The 12,487-nt window shown below is 71.3% G+C and carries 17 protein-coding genes; 10 read left to right on the forward strand and 7 right to left on the reverse strand.

From position 1 onward, the window contains the following. Positions 1–69: 69 nt before the first annotated feature. From ACFPGP_RS01570 to ACFPGP_RS01585, 4 genes are all read left to right on the forward strand, one after another. On the forward strand, positions 70–903 hold the full coding sequence (locus ACFPGP_RS01570) for an SCO6745 family protein (protein WP_378585946.1): 834 nt from the start codon (positions 70–72) through the stop codon (positions 901–903). A gap of 181 nt (positions 904–1,084) precedes the next feature. After that, a complete protein-coding gene (locus tag ACFPGP_RS01575) occupies positions 1,085–1,432 on the forward strand; it encodes a YciI family protein (RefSeq protein WP_378586386.1) in 348 nt (115 codons plus the stop codon). Positions 1,433–1,455: 23 nt separating this feature from the next. After that, positions 1,456–2,781, forward strand: coding sequence for an RNA polymerase sigma factor (locus ACFPGP_RS01580; RefSeq protein WP_378585949.1), 1,326 nt, complete (start codon positions 1,456–1,458; stop codon positions 2,779–2,781). A gap of 37 nt (positions 2,782–2,818) precedes the next feature. Beyond that, the gene (locus tag ACFPGP_RS01585; protein WP_378585952.1) at positions 2,819–3,715 is read left to right on the forward strand and encodes an LLM class flavin-dependent oxidoreductase; all 897 of its coding nucleotides are present in this window, start codon (positions 2,819–2,821) and stop codon (positions 3,713–3,715) included. A gap of 17 nt (positions 3,716–3,732) precedes the next feature. Here the strand turns inward: ACFPGP_RS01585 and ACFPGP_RS01590 are convergent, their stop codons facing one another. Beyond that, positions 3,733–4,530, reverse strand: a complete 798-nt coding sequence (locus ACFPGP_RS01590; RefSeq protein WP_378585954.1) for an aldo/keto reductase — start codon at positions 4,528–4,530, stop codon at positions 3,733–3,735. A gap of 132 nt (positions 4,531–4,662) precedes the next feature. Between ACFPGP_RS01590 and ACFPGP_RS01595 the strand changes: the two genes are divergently transcribed. Further along, positions 4,663–4,917, forward strand: a complete 255-nt coding sequence (locus tag ACFPGP_RS01595; RefSeq protein WP_378585957.1) for a PspC domain-containing protein — start codon at positions 4,663–4,665, stop codon at positions 4,915–4,917. A gap of 7 nt (positions 4,918–4,924) precedes the next feature. Here ACFPGP_RS01595 and ACFPGP_RS01600 read toward each other — a convergent pair whose 3' ends face one another. Then, entirely contained in the window at positions 4,925–5,953 is a 1,029-nt protein-coding gene (locus ACFPGP_RS01600; RefSeq protein ID WP_378585960.1) for an NADP-dependent oxidoreductase, read from the reverse strand. Between the two features lie 199 nt (positions 5,954–6,152). On the opposite strand from ACFPGP_RS01600, the gene ACFPGP_RS01605 reads away from it, so the two are divergent. After that, positions 6,153–6,458, forward strand: coding sequence for an antibiotic biosynthesis monooxygenase family protein (locus ACFPGP_RS01605; protein WP_378585963.1), 306 nt, complete (start codon positions 6,153–6,155; stop codon positions 6,456–6,458). Between the two features lie 125 nt (positions 6,459–6,583). Then, positions 6,584–7,345 (forward strand): hypothetical protein, encoded by a 762-nt coding sequence (locus ACFPGP_RS01610; protein ID WP_378585966.1) that lies wholly within the window; start codon positions 6,584–6,586, stop codon positions 7,343–7,345. A gap of 11 nt (positions 7,346–7,356) precedes the next feature. Here ACFPGP_RS01610 and ACFPGP_RS01615 read toward each other — a convergent pair whose 3' ends face one another. Continuing rightward, entirely contained in the window at positions 7,357–7,824 is a 468-nt protein-coding gene (locus tag ACFPGP_RS01615; protein WP_378585969.1) for a hemerythrin domain-containing protein, read from the reverse strand. Positions 7,825–7,976: 152 nt separating this feature from the next. Here ACFPGP_RS01615 and arr point away from each other — a divergent pair, with 152 nt between their 5' ends. Both arr and ACFPGP_RS01625 read left to right on the forward strand, forming a co-directional pair. Further along, positions 7,977–8,396, forward strand: coding sequence for an NAD(+)--rifampin ADP-ribosyltransferase (gene arr / locus ACFPGP_RS01620; RefSeq protein ID WP_378585972.1), 420 nt, complete (start codon positions 7,977–7,979; stop codon positions 8,394–8,396). Between the two features lie 9 nt (positions 8,397–8,405). Continuing rightward, positions 8,406–8,744, forward strand: a complete 339-nt coding sequence (locus tag ACFPGP_RS01625) for a hypothetical protein (RefSeq protein ID WP_378585975.1) — start codon at positions 8,406–8,408, stop codon at positions 8,742–8,744. Positions 8,745–8,780: 36 nt separating this feature from the next. Here ACFPGP_RS01625 and ACFPGP_RS01630 read toward each other — a convergent pair whose 3' ends face one another. From ACFPGP_RS01630 to ACFPGP_RS01640, 3 genes are all read right to left on the reverse strand, one after another. Then, complete coding sequence (locus ACFPGP_RS01630; protein WP_378585978.1) at positions 8,781–9,176, reverse strand: hypothetical protein; 396 nt, start codon at positions 9,174–9,176, stop codon at positions 8,781–8,783. Positions 9,177–9,189: 13 nt separating this feature from the next. After that, positions 9,190–10,533 (reverse strand): NADP-specific glutamate dehydrogenase, encoded by a 1,344-nt coding sequence (gdhA, locus tag ACFPGP_RS01635; RefSeq protein ID WP_378585981.1) that lies wholly within the window; start codon positions 10,531–10,533, stop codon positions 9,190–9,192. 137 nt (positions 10,534–10,670) lie between these two features. Further along, positions 10,671–10,856 (reverse strand): hypothetical protein, encoded by a 186-nt coding sequence (locus ACFPGP_RS01640; RefSeq protein ID WP_378585983.1) that lies wholly within the window; start codon positions 10,854–10,856, stop codon positions 10,671–10,673. A gap of 20 nt (positions 10,857–10,876) precedes the next feature. Here ACFPGP_RS01640 and ACFPGP_RS01645 point away from each other — a divergent pair, with 20 nt between their 5' ends. Further along, a complete protein-coding gene (locus ACFPGP_RS01645) occupies positions 10,877–11,416 on the forward strand; it encodes a hypothetical protein (protein ID WP_378585986.1) in 540 nt (179 codons plus the stop codon). 85 nt (positions 11,417–11,501) lie between these two features. On the opposite strand, the gene ACFPGP_RS01650 is transcribed toward ACFPGP_RS01645, so the two are convergent. Next, positions 11,502–12,212, reverse strand: coding sequence for an alpha/beta fold hydrolase (locus tag ACFPGP_RS01650; protein ID WP_378585989.1), 711 nt, complete (start codon positions 12,210–12,212; stop codon positions 11,502–11,504). Positions 12,213–12,487: the final 275 nt, after the last annotated feature.

Genomic DNA, 12,487 nt, shown 5'->3' on the forward strand with positions numbered 1-12,487 from the left:
TCGCGGCCGGCCTGTTCGTGGCACTGGTGAGAGGCGGCTGCGACGGTCGCCACGTCGACAGGAGCAGCGATGCCGCACCCGAAGCCGGTCGCCCGGCGACTGCACGACCTCATCGAGCCGATCTCGTTGGTCAACTTCTTCTCCGAGGAGCCCCACGAGGCCATGGCGGCGCTGGGGTTCAGCAACTACTGGGACGGCTACTTCGCGGGCCGCTCCGCGCCGCTCGGCCGGGTCCCGGCGGAGGTGGTCGACGCCGCCTTCTACAGCTTCGCCGACGGCGAGGTGGCCCGCCACGTCCCGCGGGTCTGGGAGACGACCACGCCCGAGGAGGCGCACGCCGCCCGGGAGCGCGGCTGCGTCGCAGCCCTGCGGCGGATCCTCGGCGACCTCGTCGGCACCTCCGGGCTCGGGCGTGCCGCCGCACTCCTCGCCCGGGCCGCGACGAGCGCGCCGGTCGAGGGGCGGGTGATGTACGCCGGGCTCCGTTCGCTCCCCGTGCCCGGGGAGCCGGTGGCCCGGCTCTGGCACGCGGCCACCGTGCTCCGCGAGCACCGGGGTGACGGCCACGTCGTCTCCCTGGTGTCCGAGCAGGTCGGCGGGACCGAGGCCCACGTGCTCAGCGCCCTCGACATGGGCATCTACCCGGCCGAGTCGTTCGGCCGCATCCACCACCTGCCGGCGCCCCGCCTGGCCGCGGTCATGGACGGCCTGCGCGACCGTGGTCTCCTCGACCCCGAGGGCCGCCTCACGGAGTCGGGGCGCGCGACCAAGGCCAGGATCGAGGCACTGACCGACGCCCTCGCCGAGGCTCCCTACGAGGCGCTGGACCCGCTCGAGCTCGACGAGCTGGTGGCGGCGCTCGAGCCCCTCTCGGCACGGCTGCGGGCCTCCGGGTCGAGGTAGCAGGGTGGAGCCCGGCAGCCGGCTCCCGTAGCGTCACGACCTGGTGCCGACGGGTTCCGGAAAAGAAGTCGGGACGCCGATGTCGAAGACCCTGGCGACCGTTCGACGTACGTGCGACCAAGCAACTCCCCAGCAACCACCAGGAGTGATCGAGATGCCGCGTTTCATGGGATTCGTGAGGATGGAAGAGGGCGTGGGCACGCCGCCGCAGGAGCTGTTCGAGGCGATGGACGCCTACATCGGCGAGCAGGCCGCCAAGGGCGTGTTCCTCGACGGAGGCGGGCTCCACGGCACCGAGGACGCCGTGAACTTCGTGGTCCGCCAGGGCGAGGTCAGCCGGGTGGACGGCCCCTACGCCGAGGCCAAGGAGGTCGTCGGCGGCTGGGCGATCATGCAGTACGACTCGCTCGAGGACGCCGTCGCGGACCAGCGCGAGTTCGCCGAGCTGCACGCGAAGTACTGGCCCGAGGTCACCGTGATCTCGACCCTGCGCCAGATCTCCACGGGTCCGGAGGCGCCCGGCGCCTGACCGGCGCTCACTACGCTGGCCGCGTGCCGGCCGAGTCGAGCAAGGACGGGGACGTCGGTCGCGCCCGTCGCGACCACGTCGACCCGACCGCAGCGATCGTCGCCGCGTGGCGGGCCGAGTCGGCCCGCCTCGTCGGCGCGCTCACCCGGATGACGCGCGACGTGGAGCTCGCCGAGGACCTCGCGCAGGACGCGCTGGTGGCCGCGCTCGAGCAGTGGCCGGCCACCGGCGTACCGGAGAACCCCGGCGCGTGGCTGATGACCACGGCCAAGCGGCGCGGCGTCGACCACTTCCGCCGCGCCGACAACCTGCGCCGCAAGGTGGCGGAGCTCGAACGTGCCGGCACGGGCGAGGAGGAGCAGATGCCCGACCTCGACGCCCAGGTCGACCACATCGAGGACGACGTCCTGCGGCTCATCTTCCTGTCGTGCCACCCCTCCCTGACCGCCGAGTCGCGCGCCGCGCTGACGCTGCGCCTGGTCGGGGGACTGACCACCGCCGAGATCGCCCGCGGCTTCCTGGCCAGCGAGTCCACGATGGGCCAGCGCATCTCGCGGGCCAAGAAGACGCTGAGCGAGGCGCACGCCGAGTTCGAGCTGCCCACGGGGGCCGACCGCACCCGTCGCCTCGACGACGTGATGGCGGTGATCTACCTGATCTTCAACGAGGGCTACACCGCTACCGCCGGTGACGACTGGATGCGCCCCGACCTGGCGCACGAGGCCATGCGGCTGGCGCGCATGCTGGCCGACCTCGCGCCCGACGAGCCCGAGGTGCTGGGGCTGCAGGCGCTCCTGGAGCTGCAGGGCTCGCGCCTCGGTGCCCGGCTCGACGAGGACGGCGCGCCGGTGCTGCTGGAGGCGCAGGACCGGACGCGCTGGGACCAGCTGCTCGTCCGTCGCGGGCTGGCCGCGCTGCGCCGCGCCGAGGTGCTCGCCGCGGGCGGCAAACCCGTGGGGAAGTACTTCCTGCAGGCCTCGATCGCCGCCCAGCACGCACGGGCCGCGCGCGCCGAGGACACCGACTGGCGCCGGATCGCGTCCCTCTACGACGTCCTCGCCGGCGCCGCCCCGGGACCGGTCGTCGAGGTCAACCGGGCCGTCGCGCACGGACGGGCGTACGGCCCGGACGCGGGGCTCGCCGTGCTGGAGGCGATCGACGAGGAAGCGCTCGGCGACTCACCGCTGGTGCCGAGCGTGCGCGGTGACCTGCTCGAGCGGGCGGGGCAGCACGTCGCGGCCGCCGCTGCGTTCACCGCGGCGGCCGCCCGCACCAGGAACGAGGGCGAGCGTGCCGTCCTGCAGCGTCGGGCCGACCTCAACCGGTCCCGCGCGTCGGAGCCGGGCTGAGACCGCTCCGGGTCGTGACGATGTCTAGGTTGGGGCCATGACGCGCCCCTGCAAGGTCGGTGTCCAGCTGCCCGAGGTGGAGAGGTTCGTGCCCTGGCCGGAGTACCTCGACCTGGCGCGCCGGGCGGAGTCGGCCGGCTTCGACTCGGTCTGGGTGGGTGACCACCTGGTCTACGACCTCCCGGACGGGTCGACCCGCGGCCCCTACGAGGCCTGGACGACGCTGGCCGCCGTCGCCGCGGCGACCGAGCGCGTGGAGATCGGACCGCTCGTCGCGTCGACGGGCTTCCACGCGCCGGCGATGCTGGCCAAGCAGGCCGCGACGGTGGACGCGATCTCCGGGGGACGGCTGATCGTGGGGCTCGGGGCGGGCTGGAACCGGCGGGAGTTCGACGCCTTCGGCTTCCCCTACGACCGGCGGGTCTCGCGCTTCGAGGAGGCGCTGGCGATCATCGCGCCGCTGCTGCGCGAGGGGCGGACGACGTTCCACGGCGAGTTCTACGACGTCGAGGACTGCGTGCTCGACCCGCAACCGGTCCGCGAGGGTGGGCCGCCGATCATGCTGGGGTCCAACAGCCCGCGCATGCTCGGCATCGGGCTGCCTGTCGTCGACGCGTGGAACGTGTGGTGGAGCATCTACGACAACGCGGTCGAGACGTTCGCCGGGGTGAAGGCCGACGTCGACGCGGCCATGCCCGAGGGCCGATCCGTCGCAGCGACCGCTGCCGTGCTGGTCACGCTCCCCGAGGGGCGGGGCAGGCTGATGGGGGAGACCTACGACGCGGGCGTCACCACGGTCACGCCCGACGACCTCGGCGACCACGTGCGCGGCCTGGCGGCCGCCGGCGCGACCCACCTCCAGCTCGTGCTCGACCCCATCACCGCCGAGAGCATCGACACGATCGGGACGGTGCTGGCCGACCTCGACCGCTGAGCGTCGGACGTGGCAGGTCAGCGGCCGCCGAGGGCGTCGAGGGTCGCCATGTCGTCGTCGGTCAGCTCGAACCCGCCGACGTCGGCGTTCGACCGGATGCGCTCGGCGTTCACCGACTTGGGGATGACGATCACCTCGTGCTGCAGGTGCCAGCGGATGATGACCTGGGCCGGCGTACGTCCCAGCCGCTCCGCGATCCCGACGATCGCCGGGTGCTCGAGCGTGCCTCCGCGCAGGGCGCTGTAGCCCTCGAGCGCGACCTCGCGCCCCCGGTGCCCGGCCAGCGTCTCGGGGTCGAAGAGCAGCGGGCTCCACTCGATCTGGTTGACCGCGGGGGCGACGCCGGTCGCCCGGGTGACCTCGTCGACGAGGGAGACGTCGAAGTTGCTCACGCCGATCTCGCGGGTGAGACCCGCCTCGCGGGCCTCCACGAACGCCTGCCACATGGCCACGGCGTCCGTGCCCTCGTCGGGCCAGTGGACGAGCCACAGGTCGACGTGGTCGGTCTGCAACAGCTCGAGGCTCTGCCGCAGGGTGTCGAGCTCATGGCCGCCCCCGTTGCCCGGGCACTTGGTCGTGACGAAGACGTCGTCGCGCGGCACCCCGCTCCCGGCCAGCGCGCGACCGACCTCGCCCTCGTTGCCGTAGACCGTGGCCGTGTCGAGGTGGCGGTAGCCGGCCTCGAGGGCCGTCGAGGTCGCGCGCACCGCGTCGTCACCCTTGATCTGCCAGGTGCCGAAGCCGAGGAGCGGGATGGTGGCGCCCTCGCGGAGCTCCAGGGCGTGGTCGGGCAGGCGGGGGTTTTCGTCGGTCATGTCGCGATGAAACCACGCTCGTCCAAGGAGTCCCGGGCCCGATCTCGGGGTAGGACCGGGGCTGATCCCGATGGTGCGCGGCCGCCGCTCGGCGCAGGCTGGAGCCATCACCTCATCCATCGGAGGATCACCATGAACGACGTCCGCTCCAGCTTCGCCCAGCAGGGCCTCATCCGCCCCCGGGACGGCCGGGTGCTCGGCGGCGTGTGCGCCGGCGTCGGCCGCCGCTTCGGCCTCACGCCGTGGGTCTCGCGGCTGCTGTTCGTGCTGCTGCTGATGGTCCTGCCCGGCAGCCAGTTCCTGATCTACCCCGTGCTCTGGATCCTGATGCCGGCCGAGGAGACCATCACCGCGCCCGCCAGCGTCTCGGCGTACCCCACGGCCTGACCGGTCCTCAGAGGCCGACGACCATCTTCCCGGTGTTCTCCCCCCGGAGGACACCGAGGAAGGCGTCGACGGCGTGCTCGATCCCGTCGACCGAGGTCTCCCGCAGTGAGATCGTGCCGTCGGCGAGCCAGCCGGCCGCCTTCCCGGCGTACTCGCGGGCCAGGTCGTAGTGGTCACCGACCAGGAAGCCCTCGATGCGGCCCCGGGTCTGGATGAGGCGCGCGAGGTTGCGTGGGCCGGGCGCCGGCTCGGTGTCGTTGTAGACCGAGATCATCCCGCAGACCGCCACCCGGCCGTGGAGCCGCAGCGAGCCGATCGCGGCTTCGAGGTGCTCCCCGCCGACGTTGTCGAAGTAGACGTCGATGCCGTCCGGTGCGGCCTCCCGCAGCTGGGCCGAGACCGGCCCGTCCTTGTAGTTGAAGGCCGCGTCGAAGCCGAGGTCCTCCACGACGTGGCGGACCTTCTCGGGGGTGCCGGCGCTGCCGATCACCCGTGAGGCGCCGAGCGCCCTGGCGACCTGGCCGACGGCTCCACCGACCGCCCCCGCGGCACCGGACACGAAGACGGTGTCACCCTCCTGCAGGGCCGCGACCCGGGTGAGTCCCGCATACGCGGTGAGCCCCGTCATCCCGAGGATGCCGAGGTACGCCGAGGCCGGGGCGGCGGTCACGTCGACCACGCGGACGGCTGAGCCGTCAAGGACGGCGACCTCGCGCCAGCCGAGACCGTGCAGGACGTGGTCGCCGACGGTGATCCCGTCGGCGCGCGACTCCTCGACGACGCCGACCGCGCCGCCCTGCATCGCCTCGCCCAGCTCGTACGGCGCGGCGTACGACGTGGCGGCGCTCATCCGGCCGCGCATGTAGGGGTCCACCGACATGACCACGTTGCGCACCCGGACCTGCCCCTCGGCGAGCTCGGGGACCTCGCTCGCGACCAGCTCGAAGTCGTCGTGCGTCGGCCAACCGACCGGGCGGGAGACGAGGCGGACCTCGCGGGGTGCGGCTGGACGCGGTGCGTGGCTGGGGGTGGTCACGGGTTCTCTCTCGTCGTCGGACATCACCCGCTGACAACCGGCAGCGAGGTGGGCATCTTCCCGCTCCGGCCGTGTCGTGGCCCACGGCACTGGAGCAGCCCACCTCGTCCGGCTGGTGGCGCGGCCTCCGGGACCTGTCTAGCCTCCGAGCACCTGCCCTGCTCGTGAGCGGGACGATCCGATGCGGAGGCGATCAACCATGTGGGCACAGGTGCAGAGGCTCAGCACCCATCCGGGGAACGAGGCCGAGGTCCTGGAGGTCTTCGACCGGCTGCGCGCCATCGAGCCGGAGGACTCCGGTCTCCAGCAGACGTTGGTCCTGCGCAGCCAGTCCGACCCGACGGAGCTGTTCGTCGTGGTCGTCTTCGAGAGCGAGGAGAAGGCACGGATCCGCGAGAAGGATCCTCGGCGCCAGGCAGGTCTCCAGCCCATCCGCGCCATGCTGGGTGACGTCCTGGACGGTCCGCCGGAGTTCACCGACTGCGACGTGGTGCTCAGCCGGTAGCCGGCTCGGCCGCCGCGGCAGTGCGGTCCAGGAGGGCCGGCCTGAACCTTTCGCGGTGCTCATGACTCCTACAGGGGACGAGGGGCGACTCGGAGCCCACCTCCGACTCCTGAGGAGCAACGCTGATGTCACGACGAAACCGGATCCTCCACTCCACGGTCGCCCTCGCGGCGGCGGCAGCAGTGCTGTCGTCGTGCTCCGAGGACGACGCCGACGCCAGCAGCCCGGCGGTCGCCGCGTCCTCGACGCAGGTCGCTGCCGGGAGCTCGATCCCGAGCACGTCCGAGGTCGCCCTGCCCGCCGGTGTCCTGCCGCTGCCCAGCCCCGACGCGAACGACGACATCGCCATCGACCAGGCGGGCCGCTACCGGATCGCGCTCAGCGACACCCTCGCCCTCGACATCGACCTGCCGCAGACCGCGGTCCTGTTCGGTGACGGGTTGTACGTGAAGCTGGACGACTCCTTCCTCAAGCTCGAGACGGCGGGCGAGACCTACGGCGTCCCGGACGACCCGTGCCACGGCCCTCACTACCTGACGGCCCCGCGCGCAGGAGTCGACCCCCTGGTGCGCGCGATCGCCAACCAGCGGCCCTACAGCGCCACCCAGCCCCGGACGGTCGAGGTCGGTGGCGCTGACGGCCGGTACCTCGAGCTGAGGCTCCCGCCGTCCTATGACGCCTCGAAGTGCGTGGACGCCCAGCTGGGGCTGCCCGGCAACTCCGGCACCAACAACAACATGGCTCCCGGGTACGTCGGTGACTGGTGGATCGTCGACGTCGACGGACAACGCACCGTCCTCCAGGCCTTCTGCGAGAAGTGCGACGACCCGACCACGAACCGCATGACGAGGATGGTCCGGAGCGTCACGTTCACCCCGACCTCCTGACCTGCGAGGGCTCAGGTCTCGCCGCCGATGTCGTACTCGTAGGCCTCGAAGACGAGGTCGGCACCCCGCTGGCGGTGCCGGACGAGCCGGCCCAGGAGAGCCGTACCGAGGTCACGCACCCGGTCGACGTCCTCGCCGGCGTCGGGCAGAGCCACGCGGGCCAGCAGCCCGTCGAGATGTCGGCGGATCACGTCGTGCTCGCGGGTGAGGCTCTCGACCGGCCCGGACAGCCGGGGCGAGGACGCGACCAGGTCGCCGTGGATCCCCTCGGGTCCCTCGGTGATCTCGATGTGCTCACGGAAGTCCCCGGAGAGCTCGACCAGGGCGACGTGGACACGTTCCGCCCACCGCACCGGGTCGACCCTGGCCGGCCAGGCCAGGGCACCCTCGAGCGCATCCATCGACTCGCGCAGCTCCCCACGCCGTCGCCGCAGCTCGTCCAGGAGGACCAGATCGGACGGGGACGAGCTCGACTCCATGGCCCTGCCCTCCTCGCGTCGGGGTTCTCCCCCCAGTGTCGCGCGATCCCGGCTGCATGGCGATCGTGCGCGGAAGGAGGTGCGTCACTCGTCCGTACCTGCCGCGGGCACGGTCAGACCCGGACGGCGCCAGGTCGACCTAGGCTGTGGCGGTGACCGACGTGCTGGACGAGGGGCCGTTCTTCCACGGCACGAAGGCCGACCTGCGGGTCGGCGACCTGCTCACGGCCGGCTACCGGTCCAACTACCGGCCTGAGGTCGTCATGAACCACATCTACTTCACCGCGCTGCCCGATGGCGCCGGCCTCGCCGCGGAGCTCGCCGCGGGGGAGGGCACTCCGCGCGTGTACGCCGTCGAGCCGATCGGCGAGTTCGAGGACGACCCCAACGTGACGGACAAGAAGTTCCCCGGCAACCCCACCCGTTCCTACCGCAGCACGAAGCCGCTCAGGGTCGTCGGCGAGGTGACCGACTGGCCACGACTGACCCCCGAGGCGCTGCAGGCGTGGCGCGACCGGCTGGCGGCGCTGCTCTCCGACGAGCGCGGCGAGATCATCAACGAGCCGCCGTAGAGTTGGCCCATGCCCGAGACCGACGACCACCCCATCGCCTACACCGCGTTGCAGCCGGGCACGGCAGTGCAGACGAGTGACGGGCAGCCGTTCGCCACGGTCGAGGCCGTGCTCGTCGACGAGAAGGTCTCGGTGTTCGACGGCATCGTCGTCCGGACGGCGGACGGCGCGCGGTTCGTCGACGCCGACCAGGTCGACTCGATCTGGACCAGCCACGTGCGCACGACGCTCTCCGCGGAGCAGGCGGCCGGACTCCCGGAGCCCGAGGCGTCGACCGTGATCGACGTCAAGCCGCCGAGGTCGATGGGTGACCGGCTGGGCCGCATGTTCGGTCGGGGCAGGCGCTAGCACTCCCGAGCTCGAGCGGGGTCGCGGAACTGCCGCTCAGTCGTCGGCGAGCAGGGCGCGAGCGACCTCGAGCGTGTCGGCCGGGTCGACCAGCTTGACGATGTCCGGCGGGTGGTCGAGCAGCTCGATGGCCCTGGGTTGCAGAGCCTCGGGGATCTCCAGCAGGAGCGGGATCTCGAGGATGCGGCAGATGTGGAAGAGGTCCTTGGCGACCACGTCGTTCTTCTCGCGGGCGGCGCCGTCCGGGGCGATGATCTTGTGGACGTACCCGATCAGCAGGTCGACGCGGTTCTTGTCGTTGATGAGCCGGACGTGGTGGCCGTGGTTGTCGCGGCCGTTCGAGACGGGGACCGTGTCGTAGCCGTCGCACACCAGGGCGGTCAACAGCTTGGAGTCGGTCCCGTCGAAGTAGGCGACCCTCTTGCGCGTCATGTCAGCGTCCTCCCTAGACGACGCCCTGGGCCAGCATGGCCGAGGCGACCTTCTCGAATCCGGCGATGTTGGCGCCGGCGACGTAGTTGCCGGGCGCGCCGTACTCGGCGGCCGCCCGGACGCAGCTGTGGTGGATGTCGACCATGATCCCCAGCAGGCGGTCGTCCACCTGCTCGCGGGCCCAGGTCGAGAAGGTGGCGTTCTGCACCATCTCCAGCCCGCTCACGGCCACGCCGCCGGCGTTGGCGGCCTTGCCGGGGCCGAACAGGATCCCGGCCTCGATGAACTGGCGTACGGCGCCGGGCTCGCACGGCATGTTGGCGCCCTCGGCGACGACGTGCACGCCGTTGGCCAGCAGCGTCTTGGCCTCCTGCTCGGTGAGCTCGTTCTGGGAGGCGCACGGCAGCGCGACCTGCGCGTCCTTGACCGCCCACGGGCGCTGGCCCGCGTGGAAGGCGCAGCCGAAGTGCTCGGCGTACTCCGAGATCCGGCCGCGCCGCACCTCCTTGAGCTCGATGAGCCAGGCCAGCTTCTCCTCGTCGATCCCGTCGGGGTCGTGGACGAAGCCGGAGGAGTCCGACATGGTCAGCACCCTGCCGCCCAGCCGGATGACGTTCTCGGCGGCGTACTGCGCGACGTTGCCGGACCCGGAGATCAGGCAGCCCTTGCGGTAGATGCTCTCGTCGCGCGTCTTGAGCATCTGCTCGGCGAAGTAGACGACGCCGTAGCCGGTCGCCTCGGGCCGGATGAAGCTGCCGCCCCAGGCCGGGCCCTTGCCCGTGAGGACGCCGGCGAACTCGTTGGCGAGCCGCTTGTACTGGCCGAACAGGAAGCCGATCTCGCGGGCGCCGACCCCGATGTCGCCGGCAGGGACGTCGGTGCGGCCGCCGATGTGCCGGTAGAGCTCGCTCATGAAGGCCTGGCAGAAGCGCATGACCTCGCCGTCGCTGCGGCCCTTGGGGTCGAAGTCGGACCCGCCCTTGCCGCCGCCGAGGGGGAGGGTGGTCAGCGCGTTCTTGAGCGTCTGCTCGAAGGCCAGGAACTTGAGGGTGCTCAGGTCGACGTCCGCCCGGAACCGCAGGCCGCCCTTGTACGGGCCGATCGCACTGTTCATCTCGACCCGGTAGCCCCGGTTGACCTGGATCTCGCCGCGGTCGTCGATCCACGGCACCCGGAACGAGATCACCCGCTCCGGCTCGGTCATCCGCTCGAGGACCCGCATGCCGGCGTACACCGGCTTGCGCTCCAGCACCGGCCAGACCGACGACACCACCTCGGACACCGCCTGGTGGAACTCCGCCTGGCCGGGCGTGCGTGCCGTCAGCCACTCCATGAACTCGACAGCGGACTGACGCACCGTCGCACCTCCGTCGCAGACACCGAATCTCGGTGACAACCCGACCCGGTGCACCCGGCGTGAGCCTGTTGCACGGCTGCCTCCAGGACTCACGTTAGTCCTCGTGAGCGCCCGGGTCAGGGATCGAGGCGGGACAACTACACCAGCGGGCTCGGGTGCGACCACGTGATCCTCTCGAAGACCATCGTCGCCTGGATCCGGTCACCGCCGCCCGGGCCCTTGCTGCCGGAGGCCGCCGTCGAGATGGTGTGGAGCCGGTACCCCAGTGAGGCCGCCGCCCGGCACTTGAAGACCGTCGCGACGGCGAGGACCCTCAGTGCCAACAGTGTTGAACGGGGGAGACATGGCACTCGTGTCGCTCGGCAAGAACGCGGCTCTACTGGCATCCACCGCACCGCCCGCAGATCTCGCGGCCGGGGCCCAGCCCGAGGCCGTCAGGGCAGCTCAGGAAGACGCATCATCCAAGCTCAAGAAGACGAGAGGCGACATCCAGAAGTCCTTGACGCCGTGGATTCCCGGTGACTTCCTGGTCAGCTACGGGGCCCTCCTCACGGCATGGACCGGCCTCCAGAGCAACTTCTGGGGGATGGTCATCGTCACCGCAGCAACCGTGATCGTCTTCGTCTGGGCGGGCGCCTTCTCGCTGGATGAGGGCACGAACTGGTCGAAGAAGCTGGCAGGGCGCCTCGCGGGTCGCTCCCTCATCGGGTTCGTGGTCGCGTTGGTGGCTGCGGCCACCATCCCCAAGTCTGGTTGGTACGAGTTCTCCTGGTTCAGCAACAACGAGCAGTCCGTGCTGACCACGCTCGGCATCCTGACGGGGGCGCTGGTGCTGGTCCTCACGGGCCTGAAGATGCGCGGAGTGATCGATTCAGAGGGGTGATGCGTCCTGGACGACGCACGAGTCTCAGACGATCTCGCGAGCATCTCCTGCACCTCGACGTCTGCCCGGTGCTGACGGGGGCAGGTCAGCGGGAGGCGGCGATCAACAGCTCGGCGAGACGCGCGGGATGCTCGCGGAAGATCCCGTGGTCCGAGGCGATCTCGACGATGTCGGCGCCCACCGACGCTGCCATCACCCGTTGCGCCTCTGGCGGCACCAGCGTGTCGGCGGTCGTCAGGACGTACGTGCGGCGGCGAGAGGCTGGTAGGTCCCCGCACCACTTCTGGCGCAACGCGGTGATGCCCTGCGGACGTTGCGTCCGCTCCAGGTAGCTCCGTGCTGCGTCCCGCTCGGCATGCTCGGCCGCGGCGACGTACAGGTCGATGTTCAGTGCGCACCGGCCCGGGCCGGCGCTGAGGATCAGTCCGTCGAAGGCGGCGATCCCAGCTTCCTCGCCGGCCTCGAACGGATCGCCGCCCGCGAAGAGGTCGAGCACCGAGGAACCATCTCGCGGGATCCAGGCCGCGACGTAGACCACCGGCACGTCGGGGTGGTCGACGGCGATCCTGGACGCGGTGAACCCCCCGAACGAGTAACCGACCAGCACGACCTGCTCCACGTCGTCGGGAAGCACGGCGCGCACGGCGTCCGCGTACTCCTCCAGGGTCGCGTCAGCCTTCTCGCACGGCAGATCGACGACGACCACGTCGTGGCCTTCCGCTTCCAGGGGTCCGATGACCGGCTCCATGGACGCCGGGGCGTCCCAGGCTCCGGGGACGATGACGAAGGTGGACATGAACCTGCTCCTCGGGCACGGAGCCACGTGGCGACGGGGGCGGAGGTGAGCCTCCGTGCGCATTCGCAGCTGACGATCGCGACGAAGTGCTCAGCATTGCCGGTGTGGTTCAGCCTGGCCATGGTGCTGCCGGAGACGCCGCCCCCGGGCTAGACGCCGGATCCTTGCGTGACGGGCAGCGGTCGCGTTGCGGGATGGTCCGACATTGCTACGGTCGCCCTACCGAAAGGGGCAGGACGCGGGCGGCGGAATGACGCAGGTCCACGATCCGCCCG

Origin of the sequence: Nocardioides taihuensis (genome assembly GCF_042657275.1) — a bacterium.
Lineage (GTDB): Bacteria > Actinomycetota > Actinomycetes > Propionibacteriales > Nocardioidaceae > Nocardioides > Nocardioides taihuensis.

Excerpts from the sequence above, each read along its gene's own strand:
- ACFPGP_RS01605 (WP_378585963.1), top strand. The coding sequence starts at position 6,153 with ATGTGGGCACAGGTGCAGAGGCTCAGCACCCATCCGGGGAACGAGGCC.
- ACFPGP_RS01630 (WP_378585978.1), bottom strand. The coding sequence starts at position 9,176 with ATGACGCGCAAGAGGGTCGCCTACTTCGACGGGACCGACTCCAAGCTG.
- ACFPGP_RS01610 (WP_378585966.1), top strand. The coding sequence starts at position 6,584 with ATGTCACGACGAAACCGGATCCTCCACTCCACGGTCGCCCTCGCGGCG.
- ACFPGP_RS01595 (WP_378585957.1), top strand. The coding sequence starts at position 4,663 with ATGAACGACGTCCGCTCCAGCTTCGCCCAGCAGGGCCTCATCCGCCCC.
- ACFPGP_RS01570 (WP_378585946.1), top strand. The coding sequence starts at position 70 with ATGCCGCACCCGAAGCCGGTCGCCCGGCGACTGCACGACCTCATCGAG.
- ACFPGP_RS01645 (WP_378585986.1), top strand. The coding sequence starts at position 10,877 with ATGGCACTCGTGTCGCTCGGCAAGAACGCGGCTCTACTGGCATCCACC.
- ACFPGP_RS01585 (WP_378585952.1), top strand. The coding sequence starts at position 2,819 with ATGACGCGCCCCTGCAAGGTCGGTGTCCAGCTGCCCGAGGTGGAGAGG.
- ACFPGP_RS01615 (WP_378585969.1), bottom strand. The coding sequence starts at position 7,824 with ATGGAGTCGAGCTCGTCCCCGTCCGATCTGGTCCTCCTGGACGAGCTG.
- ACFPGP_RS01575 (WP_378586386.1), top strand. The coding sequence starts at position 1,085 with ATGGAAGAGGGCGTGGGCACGCCGCCGCAGGAGCTGTTCGAGGCGATG.
- ACFPGP_RS01650 (WP_378585989.1), bottom strand. The coding sequence starts at position 12,212 with ATGTCCACCTTCGTCATCGTCCCCGGAGCCTGGGACGCCCCGGCGTCC.
- ACFPGP_RS01590 (WP_378585954.1), bottom strand. The coding sequence starts at position 4,530 with ATGACCGACGAAAACCCCCGCCTGCCCGACCACGCCCTGGAGCTCCGC.
- ACFPGP_RS01625 (WP_378585975.1), top strand. The coding sequence starts at position 8,406 with ATGCCCGAGACCGACGACCACCCCATCGCCTACACCGCGTTGCAGCCG.